Raw genomic sequence first — 19,448 nt, 5'->3', positions numbered from 1 at the left:
TGATGACAAAGCGAGAGGCCACGAAGCGAGCCGCGCCCCAAGGGCGCGACGACGGACTCCCCGCGAGTTGCGCGACGAGTCCACAGGCAAGCGCCAGCGCCGTGAAGGCTGTTTGGCCGACCCGCGAGACCCACTGAACCACTGACCCAAGTTGCCGGCGCACCCGGCCCAGGAATGTGAACGAAGTTGCATGAACACGCAGGATGCAAAACGCGTCCTTGAGACGGCGCTCATCTGTGCGCAGCAGCCCATGCCGCTGCGGGACATGCGCACTCTCTTCGCCGACGAGATCGGCCCCGACACGCTGCGGTCCATGCTCGATGAGCTGGTGCGCGACTGGGAAGGCCGCGGCGTCGAGCTGGTGCCGCTGTCCACCGGCTGGCGCTTCCAGAGCCGTCCGGAGATGCGCGAGTACCTGGACCGCCTGAATCCCGAGAAGCCGCCGAAGTACTCGCGGGCGGTGATGGAAACGCTGGCGATCATCGCGTACAAGCAGCCCGTCACCCGTGGCGACATCGAGGACATCCGCGGCGTCACCGTGGCCAGCCAGATCATCAAGCAGCTGGAGGACCGCGGCTGGGTGGAGGCCATCGGCTACCGCGAAGCCCCGGGGCGTCCCGCGCTGTTCGCGACCACCAGGCAGTTCCTCGATGACCTGGGCCTGTCCAGCCTGGAGCAACTGCCGATGATCGGCGCGCCCGGCGAGGTCGTCGACAAGATGGCCGAAGGATTGGCCGAGCAGCAGGGCTCGCTGATCGATCCGCAAGGTGCGCTCGCGCTGGACGATGCCGGCCAACCGGCGTTGGTGGCATTGGCAGCGAGCGAAAGTGCCGAGACGGTGGCTGTGGACGCCGCTGCCGAATCGGCAGAACTGCCCGAGGCTGGCGCACAGCCGCAGGCGCAAGCCGTGGCCGACAACGCCGTGGCGACCACCTCCAACGAGTCCTCCGCGGAGGAGGACAGGCTTCCCGAAACGTCGAGCGCCGAGGCCGACGAACCGGGCGACATCAGTGCCGAAACCACCGATGCCGACGAGCCGGCGCAGGCCGCTTCCGCGCAGCCTGCCGACAACCCCCACACCGAACCCAATTCCCCGTCAACCGAGCACGCGGCCAACGCCGCCCCGATGGAACCTGAAGCATGAACGCCAACGCAGATGATGCGACCACTCCGGACACCGACGCTTCCGCGGCGGTGCCTTCGGGCGACGAGGGTGAGGCCGCACCGGCCAAGACGGTGCGCCGCAAGAGAACGGTGAAGGCAGCGGCCGAAGCCGCGCCCAGCGAGGCGCCTGAGGAAGTTGCAGCCGAGGAAGCCCCGAAGCCCGCGCGCAAGCGCCGCACAGCCAAGGCTGCGGATGCGGAGCCTGCGGCCCCTGGCGCCGAGCCCGTTGCCGATGCAACGCCAGAGGCGGCTGCTGAGGAGCCTCCGGCCAAGGCGCCTCGCAAGCGCGCGACCAAGGTCAAGGTGCAGGCGCCGCCGGAACTGGTGGCAGCCGCGGCGGACATGGGCCTGCCGGTCCAGGCCGAACTTCCGCTGCCCGCGGTGGAGCAGCCCGCACCTGCGGTGCAGGAATCGACGCCGGCTGTCGTGGCCGGCGTGCAGCCTGCCGAATCCTCTGGCGAGCAGGGTGAAGAGGGCGAAGGCGCACCGCAGGCCGAGGACGGTGAAGGCGAGCGCGGCGCCGACCGCTCCAACCGCCGCCGCAACCGCCGCGACCGCAAGCGCGGCCGCGGCGATGGCGACTTCCAGGACGCAGGCGCTGAACCGCCCCGTGCCGAGGCCGCCGAAGAGGGCGACGACGACGAAGACGCACCGGCCGCGGAACCCACCCCCAACCTGCCTCCGGCCGACGTCGGCGAGGTGTTCCAGGAGGTGATGTCCGGCGCCTACGACGTGGACGGCGAGACCTCCGAGGAGCCGGTGCCGCCCAAGCGCGTGCTGCTGCCCGAGCCGGATGCGCCCAAGCTGCACAAGGTGCTGGCCCAGTCGGGCATCGGCTCGCGCCGCGACATGGAGCAGGCCATCATCGACGGCAAGGTGTCGGTCAACGGCCAGACGGCGCACGTCGGCCAGCGCATTTCCTTTGGCGACCGCGTGGCCATCGAAGGCAAGCCGGTGAGGGTGCGCATCCTGCCGCCGCCGCCGCGCATCATTGCGTATCACAAGCCGGTGGGCGAGGTCGTCACCAACGACGATCCGCAGCACCGTCCTACCGTCTTCCGCCGCCTGCCGCGCCTGCAACAGGGCAAGTGGCAGTCCGTCGGCCGGCTGGACCTGAACACCGAAGGGCTGCTGCTCTTCACGAATTCCGGCGAACTCGCCAACCAGCTCATGCACCCGCGCTTCGGCGTGGAGCGCGAGTACGCCGTGCGCGTGCTGGGCAAGCTCGACGAGGACAGCAAGGCCGAGCTGCTCGAAGGCGTGACCGTGGACGGCCAGGCCGCCAGCTTCAAGTCCATCGAGGACGGCGGCGGCGAAGGCGCCAACCACTGGTACCGCGTGGTCATCACCGAAGGGCGCAACCGCGAGGTGCGCAAGCTCTTCGACGAGGTGGGCCTGACCGTGAGCCGGCTCATCCGCATCCGCTATGGCACCGTGGTGCTGCCGCGCGGTCTCAAGCGCGGCGTGTGGGTGGACCTGGGCCAGGACGACGTGCGCGCCATCCGCCAGCTGGCCGGTGGCGGCCAGGGGCAGGGCCAGGCTCGCGACGACCGCTGTGGGCGCAACAACCGCAACAAGCGGAACCCGCGCAATGACCGCAATGATCGCAACGACCGTGGTCCGCGTAACGATCGCAACGATCGCAACAACCCGCAGCGCGTGAACCGCCCGCAGGACAACGTGCGCGCCGACCCGGGCCGCGACCGCGACGACCGGGACTTCGACGGCGACGAGGAGATCGACCACTCCCGCATCCCGAATCCGCTGGAGCAGACCTTCGACAAGCGCTTCGTCCAGAACCCGCGCACGGCGGTCGGTGGACGAGGCTTCCGCAGCGGTGGCGGTGGTTTCGGCGCAGGCGGCAGCAGCAACCAGAACAACCCGCAGGGCGGCAAGAAGGGCGGCCCGCGCGAGCCTGATCCGCTGCAGACCTCGGTGGGCTACATCGGCGCCGATGCCTTCCACCGCAAGGGCAACCGCGGTGGCGGCCGGGGCGGCCGAGGCGGTGGCGGGGGCGGCGGCGGCGGCGGTGGATTCGGCGGCAACCGCCGCGGCCGCTGAGCGTCGGCCCAAGGACAGTTTCAGGGCCGTTTCAACGGCCCGTCGCGACCCCTTTGACACAAGCCCACAGGGGTTCAAGCGATACAATGCAAGGCTTTGCCAAGACTTTGATTCCAGGAGAGAAAAACATGGCGCTCGAACGTACCCTTTCGATCATCAAGCCCGATGCCGTGGCCAAGAACGTGATCGGCCAGATCTATGCGCGCTTCGAAGCCGCCGGCCTGAAGGTCGTGGCAGCCAAGATGGCGCACCTGTCGCGCGGCGAGGCCGAGGCCTTCTACGCGGTGCACAAGGCCCGTCCCTTCTTCAACGACCTCGTCAACTTCATGATCTCCGGCCCGGTGATGATCCAGGCGCTCGAAGGTGAAGGCGCCATCGCCAAGAACCGCGAGCTGATGGGCGCGACCGATCCGAAGAAGGCCGAGAAGGGCACCATCCGTGCCGACTTCGCCGACAGCATCGACGCCAACGCCGTGCACGGTTCCGACGCTCCGGAAACCGCCGCTGTCGAAGTGGCGTTCTTCTTCCCCGGCATGAATGTCTACAGCCGCTGATCGCGGCCGTGGCCTCGAAGTTTGAGGCATCCCGATGAATGACATGAGCCCGCCGCCGAACCGCCCCAAGGCGGGTGACAGCCCCCTCGGGGCGCTGGCGCCTGCACAGGGCGCCGAGGGCTCGCTCGTCAACCTGCTCGAGTTCGATCACGAGGGCTTGGCGGCGTTCTGCGAGCAACTGGGTGAGAAGCGCTTCCGCGCCACCCAGCTGTTCCGCTGGATTCATCACAAGGGCGCGTCGGACTTCTCCCAGATGTCCGACCTCGCGAAGTCCCTTCGCGAGAAGCTCGCCAAGCGGGCGGAGATCCGTCCGCTCACCGTCGCGACCGAGCAGGCCTCGGCGGACGGCACCATCAAGTGGCTGTTCGACGTCGGTGGCGGCAATGCCGTCGAGTCGGTGTTCATTCCCGAAGACGATCGCGGCACGCTGTGCGTGTCCTCGCAGGCCGGCTGTGCCGTGGGCTGCCGCTTCTGCTCCACCGGCCACCAGGGCTTCAGCCGCAACCTCAGCACCGGCGAGATCATCGCCCAGCTGTGGTTCGCCGAGCACCACCTTCGCAAGCGCCTGAACCTCGCCGAGGGCGAACGGGCCATCACCAACGTGGTGATGATGGGCATGGGCGAGCCGCTGCAGAACTACGCCGCCCTGGTGCCCGCGCTGCGCATGATGCTGGACGACCACGGCTACGGCCTGTCGCGCCGTCGCGTGACGGTGTCCACCTCCGGCGTGGTGCCCATGATCGACCGCCTGCGCGACGATTGCCCGGTGGCGATGGCCGTGTCTTTGCATGCCCCGAACGACACGCTGCGCGACGACCTCGTGCCGCTGAACCGCAAGTACCCGATCGCCGAGCTGCTGGACGCCTGCAATCGCTACCTCGAAGCGGCGCCGCGTGACTTCATCACCTTCGAGTACTGCATGCTCGATGGCGTGAACGACACGCCCGAACACGCGCAGCAACTGGTGAAGCTGGTGCGCGACAAGGTGTCGTGCAAGTTCAACCTGATCCCCTTCAACCCGTTTCCGGAATCCGGCCTCAAGCGTTCGCCGCGCGAGCGCGTCACGGCCTTTGCACGCATCTTGCAGGATGCGGGCGTGGTGACCACCATCCGCAAGACCCGCGGCGACGACATCGACGCCGCCTGCGGCCAACTGGCCGGAGAAGTGCAAGACAGGACCCGCGTCAAGGAACGCATCTCGACGCGCTCGCCGATCCGCATTCATCGCGAAGGCCAGCATGGCTGGAGCGACACGCAGAACAAGCAGGAGACGAAGGCATGAGTTGGGACTTCGGCGCCGACAGGCGCATCGGTGTGTGGGCCGTGGCCATCGTGGCGGCGGTCGTGCTTTCGGCGTGCCAGACCACGTCGACCACGTCCGTCGGCGGCGTGCCCACGGGTTCATCCGTCTCGGGGGCGACCACGACGAGCACTGGCGAGACGCGCGACCGCGTCACCGCCTCCGATGAACCCGATTCCGCCAAGCGCGCCCGTGTGCGCATGGAGCTGGCCACCGCCTATTTCAGCCGCGGCCAGATGACCACCGCCCTCGATGAGGTGAAGCAGGCGATCACCGCGGACCCGAACCTCGGGGCGGCCTACAACCTGCGCGGCCTCATCTACGCCAACCTCGGCGATGACCGCCTGGCTGAGGAAAGTTTCCGACACGCGCTGCGCATCGACGCGCGCGACGCGGACGCCATGCAGAACTTCGGCTGGTATCTGTGCCAGCAAAAGCGCTTCGGCGAGGCCGACACCCTGTTCCGCCAGGCCCTGGCCGTGCCGCAGTACCGCGATTCACCGCGCACCTTGCTCACGCAGGGCATCTGCCAGGCACGTGCCGGCGAGTGGGCGCAGGCCGAGGGCACGCTGACCAAGTCCTATGAGAACGATCCCGGCAATCCGGTGACGGCGGTCAACCTGTCGGAAGTGCTCTTTCACCGCGGCGAATACGAACGCGCGCGCTTTTACATCCGCCGCGTGAACAGCAACGCCACGGTGAGCAACGCCCAGACCCTGTGGCTGGCTGCGCGCATCGAGAAGCGCCTGGGCAATGCCCAGGGCGTGCAGGACCTGGGCTCGCAGATCAAGAGCCGTTTCCCGCAGTCGCGCGAGGCCGTCGTCTTCGAGCAGGGGAAGTTCGATGAGTGACGGCATCGTGGGCGGCTCGGGCGGAGATTCCGGCACCGACAATCCGGCACCCGCGCAGGCACAGACACCGCGCACCGCTGGCGCCATCCTGCGCGAGGCGCGCCAGGCGCAGGGGCTGCACATTGCGGCGCTGGCTGCGTCCATCAAGGTCGCGCAGAAGAAGCTGGAGGCCCTGGAGGCCGACCGGCTGGATGAACTGCACGACGCCACCTTCACCCGTGCCCTGGCACAGACGGTGTGCCGCGCGCTGAAGATCGATCCGGCGCCGGTGCTGGCGCTGCTGCCGGCGCCCACGGGGCACCGCCTGGAGCAGGTCGGCGAGGGCATCAATGCACCATTCCGCGACCGCCCCGGACGCCGTGAACCCAGCGACTGGTCGGCCGTGGTCCGTCCGGCGATCTGGGCGCCGCTGCTGCTGTTGATCGCAGCGGTGGCCGTGTACCTGCTGCCCAGCGGCTGGCTGCCGTCGCTGCCGCAATTGCCGTCGCCTCAGCCGGCCAGTGCGCCCGCAGCGACGACCACGACCACAACCACTTCGACCCCCGTGGACACGGCACCCGGCAGTGCATCCGCCGTGCTGATGGCACCGCCCGTGGCCGACATCGCGCCCATGCCTTCGGCACCCGCAGCCTCTGCCCCTGGCGCGGCTGCCAGCGTACCTTCGGCGACCACGGCGGCTGCGCCGATGCCCGTCGCATCGGCCGCGCCACCCTCCAATGCCTTGGCCTCCGGCACGCTCTCGGCTTCGACGGCAGCGGCCGGCGCCTTGCAGATCCGTGCCCACGCTGCCAGCTGGGTCGAGGTGCGTGATGCCAAGCTGCGCGTGCTCATCGGCCGCACCGTGGCCCCCGGCGAGGTGCTGCTGCTGGACGGCGCGCCGCCGCTTCGGGTGAAGATCGGCAATGCCCGCGAGACCGAGGTGAGCTTCCGCGGCCAGGCGCTGGACCTGAGCACCAGCACGTCCAACAACGTGGCCCGTCTTGAATTGAAGTAGGTTGGCAAGATGAACGACGTCCGATCCCCCTTGAGCGCTGTTGACGACCCGTCGCTGGACGAGGACTTCGTCGTGCATGCCGCGCCCGCCAAGCACCACACCAGGCAAGTGGCGGTGCGCTGGGGTTCACGAGTTGTCACCGTGGGTGGCGATGCGCCGGTCCGCGTGCAGTCCATGACGAATACCGACACGGTGGACGTGATCGAGACCGCCATCCAGGTGAAGGAACTGGCCATCGCCGGCTCGGAGATGGTGCGAATCACCGTCAACACGCCCGAGGCTGCCGCGGCTGTTCCGCACATCCGCGAGCAGCTCGACCGCATGGGCATCGACGTGCCGCTGGTGGGCGACTTCCACTACAACGGCCACCGCCTGCTGACCGAGCATCCAGCCTGCGCCGAAACGCTGAGCAAGTACCGCATCAACCCCGGCAACGTGGGCAAGGGCGAGAAGCACGACAAGCAGTTTGCGCAGATGGTGGAAGTGGCTGCCAAGTACGACAAGCCGGTGCGCATCGGCGTGAACTGGGGCAGCCTCGACCAGGAACTGCTCGCGCAGATGATGGACGAGAACGGCCGCCGCGCCGAGCCCTTCGAGCCGCAACAGATCATGTACCGCGCCATCATCGCGTCGGCCCTGCAGTCGGCGCGCAAGGCGGAGGAGCTGGGCCTGCGCGCGGACCAGATCATCCTGTCGTGCAAGATGTCTGGCGTGCAGGATCTGGTGAGCGTGTACCAGGCCTTGTCCAAGCGCAGCGATTACGCGCTGCACCTGGGCCTGACCGAGGCGGGCATGGGCACCAAGGGCACGGTGGCGTCTACCGCCGCGCTGGCGCTTCTGCTGCAGCAAGGCATCGGCGACACCATCCGCGTGTCGCTCACGCCGCAGCCCGGCGAGGCCCGCACGCAGGAAGTGGTCGTGGCCATGGAGATCCTGCAATCGCTGGGCCTGCGGGCCTTCAATCCCAGCGTCACCGCCTGCCCCGGCTGCGGACGCACGACCAGCACCACCTTCCAGGAGCTGGCCAAGCAGATCGACGACTACCTGCGCGCCCAGATGCCGGTGTGGAAGGCGCGCTACCCCGGCGTGGAGAACATGAAGGTGGCCGTCATGGGTTGCATCGTCAACGGCCCCGGCGAGAGCAAGCATGCCGACATCGGCATCAGCCTGCCGGGCACGGGCGAGGCGCCGGCGGCTCCCGTCTTCATCGACGGCGAGAAGGCGCTCACGCTGCGCGGCGAAGGCATCGCGCGCGAGTTCCAGACGCTGGTCGAGGACTACATCGAAAAGCGCTTCGGTTCGGCAACCGCTGCGCATTGAAGGTCGGACGCTCCCGCATTCTTCCCCGACCTTCCACCCATCGCGGCCTCGTGGCCGCGAGACATCAGAACTGAACATGGCTGACATCCTGCGTGCCGTCAAAGGCATGAACGACATTCTTCCGCCGGGTATCGACGTCCCTCGAGGGGAGAAGCTGCCCGATTCGACGATCTGGCAATGGTTCGAGAACGTCGTGCGCTCCGTGCTGACGCGCTACGGCTACAAGAACATGCTGACGCCCATCGTGGAGCCCACGGCGCTGTTCGTGCGGGGCCTGGGCGAGGTGACGGACATCGTCGAGAAGGAGATGTATTCCTTCGTCGACTCGATGAACGGCGACAAGCTCACGCTGCGCCCTGAGGCCACGGCTGGCATCGTGCGAGCAATGGTCGAGTACAACGCGCTCTACAACGGCCCGCTGCGCCTTTGGACCATGGGCCCGATGTTCCGGCATGAGAAGCAGCAAAAGGGGCGCTACCGCCAGTTCCACCAGTTGGATGTCGAAGCTCTCGGTTTTGCCGGGCCTGACGTGGACGGCGAGATCATTCTTCTTGTTCGATCCCTCCTGCGCGAGCTGGGCCTGGTCGAAGGCAAGCACGTCCGCCTCGAACTCAACAGCCTGGGGCAGCCCGGCGAGCGCCGTGCGCACCGCGACGCGCTGGTGGCGTATTTCGAGCAGCACCAGGACGCGCTGGACGAAGACTCCCGGCGCCGCCTGCACAGCAACCCGCTGCGCATCCTGGATACCAAGAACCCGACCATGCAGGCACTGGTGGAGGCCGCGCCCAAGCTGATGGACTTCCTCGGCGAAGCGTCGCTCGCGCACTTCAACGGCGTGCGCGCCATCCTCGATGCGGCCGGCCTCGAATACCGCATCAACACGCGCCTGGTGCGCGGCATGGACTACTACAACCTCACGGTGTTCGAGTGGGTGACCGACCAGCTCGGCTCGCAAGGCACCGTCTGCGGCGGCGGGCGCTATGACGGGCTCATCGAACAACTGGGCGGCAAGTCGGCGCCTGCGGTGGGCTTCGGCCTGGGCATCGAGCGGCTGCTGCTGCTGATCCAGGAAATCGGCCTGCCGGTGCCCAGCGCTGCGCCCGTGGCCTATGCGATCGTCACCTCCGCCGCTGCCGCGCCGCAGGCCATGGTGGTGCTCGAAAAGCTGCGCGCGGCCGGCGTCTCAGTGCTCATGCACGCCGGCGGCGGCAAGATGAAGACCCAGTTCAAGCGCGCCGACGACAGCGGCGCCCGCTTCGCGCTCATCTTCGGCGAAGACGAAGTGGCCCGCGGCGAGGTCTCGCTGAAAGACCTGCGCAATGCCGATGCGCCGCAGCGCAGCCTGCCGCTGTCCGGTGCCGCCGGCTGGGCCGCCGATCTCCTCAACGCATAATCGCGCCTTCCACAAGAAAGCCTCAGTCATGGCCAGCCATCTCGACCTCGAAGAACAAGAGCAGCTCGACCAGCTCAAGAATTTCTGGAAGCAATACGGCAACCTGATCACCTGGACGCTGATCATCGTGCTCGGTGCCTTCTCAGGCTGGACCTACTGGAACAACTACCAGGCGGGCCAGGCCGGCAAGGCCGGGGCGATGTTCGACGAGCTGGACAAGGCCGCGCAGGCCGGCGACGCCGATCGTGCCGCCACGGTCTTCGCCACCCTCAAGGACCGCTACCCCGGCACCGCCTTCGCCGAGCAGGCCGGCATGGCCCTGGCCAAGGTTCAGTTCGACAAGGGCCAGTTCGACAACGCCCGCGCGACGCTGACCTGGGTGATCGACCATGCGCCTGAGGATGAATACAAGACCCTCGCACGCGTGCGCCTGGCCGGCATCCTGCTGGACCAGAAGAAGTTCGACGATGCGCTCAAGCAGCTCGACGGCGCCACAGGCAAGGACTTCGAGCCCATCGTCAACGACCGCCGCGGCGACATCCTGATGGCCCAGGGCAAGAAGGACGACGCCAAGGCCGCCTACCAGAAGGCCTGGAAGGACATGGACCCGAAGGTGCAATACCGCGGCCTCGTCGAAGCCAAGCTGACGGCACTGGGTGCCGCGCCCGAACCCGAGAAGGCGGCGTCCGCCGCGGAGGGCAGCAAGTGATGGCCGCCCGTCGCCTGTTGCTTGCCGCATTCGGCGCCACGGTGCTGGTGCTCGCCGCTGGCTGTGCCAGCGGCCCGGAGAAACCCAAGCCCACGCCGCTGGAGTCGTTCACGCCGACGCTGGGTGGCCGCGTGGCCTGGAATTCGAAGATCGATGGCGTCCAGTTCCCGCTGTCCGTGGCGGTGAGTCCGGGCGTGTTCACCGTGGCCGGCAATGACGGCACGGTGCTGGCGCTGGAGGCTGACACCGGCCGCGAACTCTGGAAAGGCAGCGTCGGCGCCAAGCTGGGTGCCGGCGTGGGCAGCGATGGCCGTTATGCCGCGGTCGTCACGCGCGACGGCGAACTCGTCACCCTGGAAGCCGGTCGCGTGCTGTGGCGCGCGACGCTGAACATGCGCGTGACCACCGCGCCGCTGGTGGCCGGCGAGCGTGTCTTCGTGCTCGGCGGCGACCGCACCGTGCACGCCTTCGACGCCCAGGACGGCACCAAGCTGTGGTCGGTGCAGCGCCCGAGCGATCCGCTCACCCTTGCGCAAGGTGGCGTGATCGCAGCCTTCAAGGACACGCTGCTGGCCGGGCAGGGTCCCAAGCTCGCCGGCTTCGATCCGCGCAACGGCGACGTGCGCTGGGAAGTGGTGGTCGGCGCGCCTCGCGGTACCAATGAGGTCGAGCGCTTGGCCGACCTCGTCGCACCGCTGGCCCGCCAGGGCGACGTGGTCTGCGTGCGCTCGTTCCAGGCGGCCGTGGGCTGCGTGAACGCCGAGCGCGGCTCGCTCGTGTGGACCAAGCCGGTCGGCGGCACCGATGGCGTGGCCATCGATGACCAGTTCGTCTACGCCGCGGATGCCTCGGACCGCATCACCGTGTGGAAGGCGCCCAGTGGCGAAGTGGCCTGGCAGTCCGAGAAGCTGCTGTACCGCGGCCTGGGCGCGCCGCTGGTGACGCCCAAGGCGGTCGTGTTCGGCGACAGCGAGGGCGTGGTGCATTTCCTGTCGCGCGACAAGGGCGAGACGCTGCTGCGCGTGAATACCGACGGCAGCGCCATCGTGACCGCACCCGTCATGGTGTCCGGCACGGTGCTCGTGGTGACCCGCAACGGTGGCCTGTGGGCCATCCGTCCGGAATAAGTCTTGAATCTGAAACGCTCACGATGAAACCTGTCATCGCCATCGTCGGGCGTCCCAACGTCGGCAAGTCGACGCTCTTCAACCGCCTCACCAAGAGCCGCGACGCCATCGTGGCCGACTTCGCCGGCCTCACGCGCGACCGCCACTACGGCGACGGCCACCTGGGCGACCGCGAGTTCATCGTGATCGACACCGGTGGCTTCGAGCCCGACAGCTCCACCGGCATCGTCAAGGAGATGGCCAAGCAGACCCGCCAGGCCGTGGCCGAGGCGGACGTGGTCATCTTCGTCGTGGACGTGCGCGCCGGCCTGTCGGCGCAGGACCACGACATCGCCAACTACCTGCGCACGGTGGGCAAGAAGGTGCTCCTGGCCATCAACAAGGCCGAGGGCATGCAGGAATCCCCGCACCTGGCCGAGTTCTACGAGCTGGGCATGGGCGAACCGCATCCCATCTCGTCGGCGCATGGCCAGGGCATCCGCAGCCTGACCGAGGCCGCGCTGGAGGACTTCGACTTCGGCGAGGAAGAGGAGGTCCCGGAGGAGGGCGCGCCCATCCGCCTGGCGGTGGCCGGGCGGCCGAACGTGGGCAAGAGCACGCTCATCAACACCTGGCTGGGTGAAGAGCGGCTGGTCGCCTTTGACATGCCGGGCACCACCCGCGACGCCATCAGCGTGCCCTTCGAGCGCAACGGGCAGAAATTCCAGCTCATCGACACGGCCGGCCTGCGCCGCAAGGGCCGGGTTTTCCAGGCCATCGAGAAGTTCTCGGTGGTCAAGACCTTGCAGGCCATTGCCGACGCCAACGTGGTGCTGCTGCTGCTGGATGCCACCCAGGGCGTGAGCGACCAGGATGCGCACATCGCCGGCTACATCCTGGACAGCGGCCGGGCCGTGGTGATCGCCGTGAACAAGTGGGATGCGGTGGACGACTACCAGAAGCAGCAGCTGCAGCGCTCCATCGAGCAGCGCCTTGCGTTCCTGAAGTTCGCCCCCATCCTCAACATCTCAGCCATCAAGCGCCAGGGCCTGGGCCCGGTGTGGAAGGCGATCGCCGATGCCCATGCCTCGGCCACCAAGAAGATGTCGACACCTGTTCTGACCCGTCTGCTGCACGAGGCGGTGGAGCACCAGGCGCCCAAGCGCGCCGGGATGTTCCGCCCCAAGCTGCGTTACGCGCACCAAGGTGGGATGAACCCGCCCGTCATCGTCGTGCATGGAAATTCGCTGGAACACGTGACCGACTCTTACAAACGATTCCTCGAAGGCCGTTTCCGCGAGCATTTCAAGCTGGTAGGTACGCCCTTGCGCATCGAAATGAGGTCGGGCAAGAATCCCTTCGACGAAAAGAGCGGTTGAGACTTTTTCGGCCATGGGGTTCGGCCGCGAGGAACCCTGTGTTAACGTGATCACTCTTATAACTTTTGAACACGGAGCAATATCGTGAGCAATAAGGGCCAACTTCTACAAGACCCCTTTCTGAACCTGCTGCGCAAAGAGCATGTGCCGGTCTCGATCTACCTCGTGAACGGCATCAAGCTGCAGGGCCACATCGAGTCTTTTGATCAGTATGTGGTGCTCCTTCGAAACACGGTCACACAGATGGTCTACAAGCATGCCATCTCCACCGTGGTTCCAGGCCGGGCGGTGAACTTCCACGCGGCCGACAACCAGGAACAGGCCTGAACCCCGTGATCCCTGCGGGTTGCGGGCATCCTCGACCTTGAGCGCTGCAACGACCACTCAGGGTGCGGGTCCTCCGCGTGCCATCCTCGTCGGCGTGGACGTGGCCGGGTCCGGCCACTTCGACCCGACGCTGGACGAGCTCGCCTTGCTGTGCGAATCCGCGGGAGACCTGCCGGTTGCCCGCGTGATCGCCAAGCGCAAGGCGCCTGATCCCGCGCTTTTTGTGGGCTCGGGCAAGGCGGATGAAATCAAGGCCCTGGTGCTCGGCCACCAGGCCGAGGCGGTGCTGTTCGACCAGGCCTTGTCGCCTGCGCAGCAGCGCAACCTCGAGCGGCACCTGGGCGTGGCGGTCGCCGACCGCACCATGCTCATCCTCGAAATCTTCGCTGCCCGTGCTCAAAGCCACGAGGGCAAGCTGCAGGTCGAGCTGGCGCAGTTGCAGTACCTCTCCACGCGCCTCGTGCGTCGCTGGAGCCACCTGGAGCGCCAGCGCGGCGGCATTGGCAACCGAGGCGGTCCGGGCGAAGCCCAGATTGAGCTCGACCGCCGCATGATCGGCGAGCGCATCAAGGCCGTGAAGGAACGGCTGGTGAAGGTCAAGCGTCAGCGCAGCACGCAACGCCGCTCGCGCGAGCGCAACCAGACCTTCCGTGTCTCGCTGGTGGGCTACACGAACGCGGGCAAGTCCACGCTGTTCAATGCCCTGGTGAAGGCCCGCACCTACGCGGCCGACCAGCTCTTCGCGACGCTGGACACGACCACGCGGCAGTTCTACCTCGAAGACGTGGGCCGTTCGGTATCGCTGTCCGACACCGTGGGCTTCATCCGCGACCTGCCTCACAAGCTGGTCGAGGCCTTTGAAGCCACGCTGCAGGAGGCCGCCGATGCCGACCTGCTGCTGCACGTGGTGGATGCCGCATCGCCGCTGCTCGCCGAGCAGATGGCCGAGGTGCAGCGCGTGCTGGGCGACATCGGCGCGGCCGGCATCCAGCAGGTGCTGGTCTACAACAAGTACGACAAGCTCGAAGACAACCAGCGCCCGCGCGCGACCGTCGATGTGCTCGAACTCGACGGTGGCGTCCGCGTCCCGCGCGTGTTCGTGAGTGCGCTCCAGGGCCAGGGCCTGGATTCGCTCAAGCAAGTGATCTCCCAGGCCGTCGACGGTACATTGGCCGAGCGCCTGGACTTGAATCCGTCTTCGACGCCCTCTACTGATGACGATGCAGGCGATGACGGCCTGCTTCCGACCGGAACACAACACTCTCACCCATGACCATGAGACGTTCATTCGCGAGCGCCGCCTTCGCACGCCTCACCGGCCGCCGAAATGCCGATGTCGACCTGTCCAATGGTGGCCGCGGCGACGGCCCGCCGGACCTCGACGAGCTGTGGCGTGACTTCAACCGCAAACTGGGCAACCTGTTCGGCGGCAAGGGCAGCCAACGCGGCAATGGCTCCGGTGGCGGTGGCGACAACAACAACTTCCAGCCCGACATGAAGAGCGCCGGCATCGGCGTGGGCCTGATCGGCGGCATCGTCGCGATGATCTGGCTGGGCAGTGGACTGTTCATCGTGCAGGAAGGCCAACAGGCGGTGATCACCACCTTCGGCCGCTACAGCAACACCGTGAACGCCGGCTGGCAGTGGCGCATGCCGTACCCCATCCAGGCGCACGAAACGGTGCCGGTGACGCAGCTGCGTTCCAAGGACATCGGCCGCAACACCCTGGTGGCGGCCACCGGGCTGCGTGATTCGTCCATGCTGACCCAGGACGAGAACATCGTGGACATCCGCTTCACGGTGCAGTACCGCCTCAAGGACGCGCGCGCCTTCCTGTTCGAGAACAAGGATCCGGAAGACGCGGTGACCCTGGCTGCCGAGTCGGCGATCCGCGAGATCGTCGGCAAGAACGCCATGGACCAGGTGCTGTACGAGCAGCGTGATGCCATCGCCGCGGCGCTGGTGAAGTCCATCCAGCAGCAGCTCGACCGCCTGAACACCGGGATCGTCATCGCCAACGTGAACGTGCAGAACGTGCAGGCACCCGAGCAGGTGCAGGCGGCCTTCGACGACGCCTTCAAGGCCGGCGCAGACCGCGAGCGCCTGAAGAACGAAGGCCAGGCCTACGCCAATGACGTGATCCCCAAGGCCCAGGGCACGGCTGCACGGCTGCGCCAGGAAGCCGAGGCCTACAAGGCCCGCGTGGTCGCACAGGCCGAAGGCGATGCCGAGCGCTTCAGCAAGGTGCTGGAGGAATACCGCAAGGCGCCTGTCGTGACGCGAGACCGCATGTACATCGACACCATGCAGCAGGTCTACTCCAACGTCACCAAGGTGATGGTGGACAGCCGCAACAACTCGAACCTGCTGTACCTGCCGCTGGACAAGCTGCTGCAGCAGTCCAGCGCGTCTGTCAACGTGGTGCCAGCACCCCAGCCAGCCGAGAACGCATCGACCCAGTCGAGCACGGTGGACGTTCGTTCACGCGACAACCAGCGCGGCCGCGACCGCGAAGGCCGCTGAGCAGGGCAGAGGGGGAATACACAATGAATCGAATTGGTTTCTACGTCGCCGGCACGCTGGTCGTGCTGATGATCCTGTTCTCGACGCTGTTCATCGTCGACCAGAAGCACTACGCGGTCATCTACTCGCTGGGTGAGATCAAGGAAGTCATCACCCAGCCGGGGCTGAAGGCCAAGCTGCCGCCGCCGCTGCAGAACGTGGTCATGCTCGACCGCCGCGTGCAGACGCTGGACAGCCCCACCGAGACGCGCCCCATCTTCACCGCCGAGAAGAAGAGCCTGGTGATCGACTGGCTCATCAAGTGGCGCATCACCGACCCGAAGAAGTTCATTCGCAACAACACGGCCGACATCCGCAACCTGGAGAACCGCCTGAGCCCCATCGTGCAGGCGGCCTTCAACGAGGAAGTCACCAAGCGCACGGTGCGCGCCATGCTGGCCACCGAGCGCGACAAGGTGATGCAGGACGTGCGCAACCGCCTCACCGGCGACGTGGCGGACTTCGGCATCGAGATCGTCGACGTGCGCATCAAGCGCGTGGACTTCTCCGCCAACATCACCGATGCCATCTATCGCCGCATGGAGTCCGAGCGCAAGCGCGTGGCCAACGAGATGCGTTCCACCGGTGAAGCGGAGAAGGAAAAGATCCGCGCCGACGCCGATCGCCAGCGCGAGGTGATCGTGGCCGAGGCCTACCGCGACGCGCAGAAGGTGCAGGGCGAGGGCGATGCCAAGGCATCGGCGCTGTTCGCCGAATCCTTCGGCAAGGACCCGCAGTTCGCCGCCTTCTACCGCAGCCTGGGTGCCTACCGTGCCACCTTCCGCAGCAAGGGCGACGTGATGGTGATCGATCCGAACTCCGACTTCTTCAAGGCCATGCGAGGCTCCGCAAGCGGTGGTGCCGCGCCGGCTGCATCACCTGCTGCCGCGACCAAGAAGTGAATTCGGCCTTCGACCTGCTCATCGGTGCCTTCGCGCTGATGCTGGTCATCGAAGGATTGCTGCCGTTCTTCAGTCCTCGCCTGTGGCGCGCCTTGTTCGAGCGCGCCACGCGGCTGAGCGACTCGCAGTTGAGGTTCATCGGCCTGTCAAGCATGCTAGCGGGCCTGGCAACACTCTACGTTTTCTGGAATTGAACCCGGGCTCGACCCCGGTACAATGCCGGTTTTAACCGCCCGGTATTTCCCATGTCGTCTGCTTGGCTCCTGCCCGAGCACATTGCCGATGTCCTGCCCGCGCAGGCCAGACACATCGAAGAATTGCGCCGAGGCCTTCTCGACGTGGCACGCGGCTACGGTTTCGAACTGGTGATGCCGCCGCTCCTGGAGCACCTGGAGTCGCTGCTGTCGGGTACCGGGCGCGAACTGGATCTCAAGACATTCAAGCTGGTCGATCAACTGAGCGGCCGCACCCTGGGCGTGCGGGCTGACACCACCTCGCAGGTGGCGCGCATCGATGCGCACCTGCTCAATCGCGAAGGGCTGACGCGGCTTTGCTATTGCGGGCCGGTGCTGCTCACGCGGCCTGCGGGCCTGTATGCGACGCGCGAGCCGCTGCAGTTCGGCGCCGAGACCTATGGCCATACCGGCCTGGAAGCCGATCTCGAAATCCAGGACATGGCACTCGACTGCCTGCGCAGCGCCGGCATCACCAAGGTGACGCTGGACCTGGGCGACGCACGCATCCTGCGCGGCCTGCTCGATGGGCTGCAGGTGGACGAAACCCGCAGAGTGGCCATCCTGGCCGCGCTGGCGGGCAAGGATGCACCTGGTCTGGCAGAGTTGACGGCAGACCTGCCCGAACCCGCTCGCAAGGGCCTGGCTGCCTTGCTGCGCCTGTACGGTGGCATGGAGGTGCTGGACATCGCCGAGCGTGATCTGCCTGGCTTGCCTCTCGTGCGCGAAGCCCTGGCCGACCTGCGCTCGCTGGCTGCCCGTGTGAAGCAAGCCCACCCTGAGGTGCGCGTGGGCTTCGACCTGGCCGATCTCGGCGGCTATGCCTACTACACGGGCGCGCGGTTTGCCATCTACACCGATGGCTACAGCGATGCGATTGCCCGCGGCGGCCGCTATGACGAGGTCGGTGCTGCCTTTGGCCGCAACCGCCCGGCCGTGGGCTTCAGCCTCGACCTCAAGGAGCTGGCAGCATTGGTGCCGGCTCGACGCCTGGCGGCCGCCATCCGCGCGCCCTGGGGCGAATCGGACGCGCTGCGATCGGCAGTGCGCCAGCTGCGCGAACAAGGCGAGACGGTCGTCTGCATCCTGCCCGGCCACGAGCACGAGGGCCAGGAGTTCGACTGCGACCGCGAACTCGTCGGCTCGGGCGACCAATGGGTGGTGCGCGCGCTCTGACGCGGCCACGCCTTTCGAATCCAATTCAGACTCGGACGTTCAAGACATGCAAGCAACGAAGGCGAAGAACGCCGGCCACAACGTGGTCGTCGTCGGCACCCAGTGGGGCGATGAAGGCAAGGGCAAGGTCGTCGACTGGCTGACCGACCACGCCCAGGGCGTGGTGCGCTTCCAGGGCGGCCACAACGCCGGCCATACGCTGGTCATCAAGGGCGTGAAGACAGCCTTGCAGCTCATCCCCTCGGGCATCATGCGCGACGGCGTGGCCTGCTACATCGGCAACGGCGTGGTGGTGGACCCGACGCACCTGCTGTCGGAGATCGAGCGGCTGGAGGGCATCGGCCTGGAGGTTCGTTCGCGCCTGTTCATCAGCGAGTCCTGCCCGCTGATCCTGCCTTTCCACGTGGAGGTGGACAAGGCACGCGAGGCGCTGCGCGAGACCAGCGGCGCGGGCAAGATCGGCACCACGGGCAAGGGCATCGGCCCGGCGTATGAAGACAAGGTGGCACGCCGCGCACTGCGCGTGCAGGACCTCAAGCACCCCGACCGCTTCGCCAAGAAGCTGCATGAACTGCTGGAGCTGCACAACTTCGCGCTTTCCGGCTACCTGCATTCGAAGGCGCTGGAATTCCAGCCCATCTTCGACCACGCGATGAAGGTGGCCGAGCAGCTCAAGCCGATGATGGCCGACGTGGGCTACATCATCCACGAGGCGAATCGTGCGGGTGCCAACATCCTGTTCGAAGGCGCGCAGGGCACGCTGCTGGACATCGACCACGGCACTTATCCGTACGTCACCTCCAGCAACTGCGTGGCCGGCAATGCGGCCGCCGGTGCCGGCGTGGGGCCGGACCTGCTGCACTACATCCTCGGCATCACCAAGGCCTACACCACACGCGTGGGCAGCGGTCCCTTCCCGACGGAGCTGGACATCAACGCAACCGGTACCGTGGGCCACCACCTGTCGACGGTGGGCCAGGAGCGCGGCACCGTGACCGGCCGTGCCCGCCGATGCGGCTGGCTGGATGCCGCGGCGCTCAAGCGCTCAATCATCATCAACGGCATCTCGGGCCTGTGCATCACCAAGCTGGACGTGCTCGACGGCCTGAAGGAAATCAAGGTCTGCGTGGGCTACGAGCTCAACGGCAAGCGCGTGGACATCCTCCCGCTGGATGCCGACGACATCGTGGCGTGCCAACCGATCTACGACACTTTCCCGGGCTGGACGGACAGCACGGCGGGCATCACCGAGTGGGACAAGCTGCCGCTGAATGCACGCAAGTACCTGGAGCGGGTGCAGGAGTACATCGGCGCACCGATCGACATGGTGTCCACCGGTCCCGATCGCGACCACACCATCCTGTTGCGCCATCCGTACAAGGCCTGAGCGCGCCATTGCCGCATCGCGGCGAAGATG

General features: G+C 67.0%; 18 protein-coding genes. All 18 read left to right on the top strand.

Annotated elements, in window-relative coordinates; all coding sequences use genetic code 11:
- Positions 1-190: 190 nt before the first annotated feature.
- Positions 191-1,144, top strand: a complete 954-nt coding sequence (scpB, locus tag DZC73_RS15790; protein ID WP_124541315.1) for an SMC-Scp complex subunit ScpB — start codon at positions 191-193, stop codon at positions 1,142-1,144.
- Positions 1,141-3,225 carry a pseudouridine synthase gene (locus DZC73_RS15785; RefSeq protein ID WP_124541314.1) on the top strand — a complete coding sequence of 695 codons (2,085 nt, stop codon included), beginning with the start codon at positions 1,141-1,143 and terminating at the stop codon, positions 3,223-3,225. Before scpB ends, DZC73_RS15785 begins: the two co-directional genes overlap by 4 nt.
- Before the next feature lie 128 nt (positions 3,226-3,353).
- Positions 3,354-3,779 carry a nucleoside-diphosphate kinase gene (ndk, locus tag DZC73_RS15780; protein WP_124541313.1) on the top strand — a complete coding sequence of 142 codons (426 nt, stop codon included), beginning with the start codon at positions 3,354-3,356 and terminating at the stop codon, positions 3,777-3,779.
- Positions 3,780-3,813: 34 nt separating this feature from the next.
- Positions 3,814-5,061 (top strand): 23S rRNA (adenine(2503)-C(2))-methyltransferase RlmN, encoded by a 1,248-nt coding sequence (rlmN, locus tag DZC73_RS15775; protein ID WP_235835152.1) that lies wholly within the window; start codon positions 3,814-3,816, stop codon positions 5,059-5,061.
- Entirely contained in the window at positions 5,058-5,930 is an 873-nt protein-coding gene (pilW, locus tag DZC73_RS15770; RefSeq protein ID WP_124541312.1) for a type IV pilus biogenesis/stability protein PilW, read from the top strand. Before rlmN ends, pilW begins: the two co-directional genes overlap by 4 nt.
- Complete coding sequence (locus DZC73_RS15765) at positions 5,923-6,924, top strand: helix-turn-helix domain-containing protein (protein ID WP_124541311.1); 1,002 nt, start codon at positions 5,923-5,925, stop codon at positions 6,922-6,924. Before pilW ends, DZC73_RS15765 begins: the two co-directional genes overlap by 8 nt.
- A 9-nt stretch (positions 6,925-6,933) precedes the next feature.
- Positions 6,934-8,244, top strand: a complete 1,311-nt coding sequence (gene ispG / locus DZC73_RS15760; RefSeq protein ID WP_124541310.1) for a flavodoxin-dependent (E)-4-hydroxy-3-methylbut-2-enyl-diphosphate synthase — start codon at positions 6,934-6,936, stop codon at positions 8,242-8,244.
- 76 nt (positions 8,245-8,320) lie between these two features.
- The gene (hisS, locus tag DZC73_RS15755; protein WP_124541309.1) at positions 8,321-9,637 is read left to right on the top strand and encodes a histidine--tRNA ligase; all 1,317 of its coding nucleotides are present in this window, start codon (positions 8,321-8,323) and stop codon (positions 9,635-9,637) included.
- Positions 9,638-9,665: 28 nt separating this feature from the next.
- A complete protein-coding gene (locus tag DZC73_RS15750; protein WP_124541308.1) occupies positions 9,666-10,346 on the top strand; it encodes a YfgM family protein in 681 nt (226 codons plus the stop codon).
- On the top strand, positions 10,346-11,473 hold the full coding sequence (gene bamB / locus DZC73_RS15745; protein ID WP_124541307.1) for an outer membrane protein assembly factor BamB: 1,128 nt from the start codon (positions 10,346-10,348) through the stop codon (positions 11,471-11,473). Before DZC73_RS15750 ends, bamB begins: the two co-directional genes overlap by 1 nt.
- A 23-nt stretch (positions 11,474-11,496) precedes the next feature.
- The gene (gene der, locus DZC73_RS15740; protein WP_124541306.1) at positions 11,497-12,831 is read left to right on the top strand and encodes a ribosome biogenesis GTPase Der; all 1,335 of its coding nucleotides are present in this window, start codon (positions 11,497-11,499) and stop codon (positions 12,829-12,831) included.
- Positions 12,832-12,915: 84 nt separating this feature from the next.
- Entirely contained in the window at positions 12,916-13,158 is a 243-nt protein-coding gene (gene hfq, locus DZC73_RS15735) for an RNA chaperone Hfq (RefSeq protein WP_124541305.1), read from the top strand.
- A gap of 37 nt (positions 13,159-13,195) precedes the next feature.
- Entirely contained in the window at positions 13,196-14,431 is a 1,236-nt protein-coding gene (hflX, locus tag DZC73_RS15730; RefSeq protein ID WP_235835151.1) for a GTPase HflX, read from the top strand.
- A gap of 2 nt (positions 14,432-14,433) precedes the next feature.
- Entirely contained in the window at positions 14,434-15,681 is a 1,248-nt protein-coding gene (gene hflK / locus DZC73_RS15725) for an FtsH protease activity modulator HflK (protein WP_235835150.1), read from the top strand.
- Between the two features lie 23 nt (positions 15,682-15,704).
- Positions 15,705-16,622, top strand: a complete 918-nt coding sequence (gene hflC, locus DZC73_RS15720; protein ID WP_124541303.1) for a protease modulator HflC — start codon at positions 15,705-15,707, stop codon at positions 16,620-16,622.
- The gene (locus tag DZC73_RS15715) at positions 16,619-16,816 is read left to right on the top strand and encodes a DUF2065 domain-containing protein (RefSeq protein WP_268879044.1); all 198 of its coding nucleotides are present in this window, start codon (positions 16,619-16,621) and stop codon (positions 16,814-16,816) included. The genes hflC and DZC73_RS15715 overlap by 4 nt, the downstream gene beginning before the upstream one ends.
- A 51-nt stretch (positions 16,817-16,867) precedes the next feature.
- Positions 16,868-18,031 (top strand): ATP phosphoribosyltransferase regulatory subunit, encoded by a 1,164-nt coding sequence (locus tag DZC73_RS15710; protein WP_124541302.1) that lies wholly within the window; start codon positions 16,868-16,870, stop codon positions 18,029-18,031.
- Positions 18,032-18,077: 46 nt separating this feature from the next.
- Positions 18,078-19,418, top strand: a complete 1,341-nt coding sequence (locus DZC73_RS15705; protein ID WP_124541301.1) for an adenylosuccinate synthase — start codon at positions 18,078-18,080, stop codon at positions 19,416-19,418.
- The last annotated feature ends 30 nt before the right edge of the window (positions 19,419-19,448 follow it).

The sequence above is a fragment of the Rhizobacter terrae genome, assembly GCF_003852895.1.
GTDB lineage: Bacteria > Pseudomonadota > Gammaproteobacteria > Burkholderiales > Burkholderiaceae_C > Albitalea > Albitalea terrae.
Note: the sequence above shows the minus strand (reverse complement) of the source record. Positions and strands in the feature narration are given on the sequence as shown.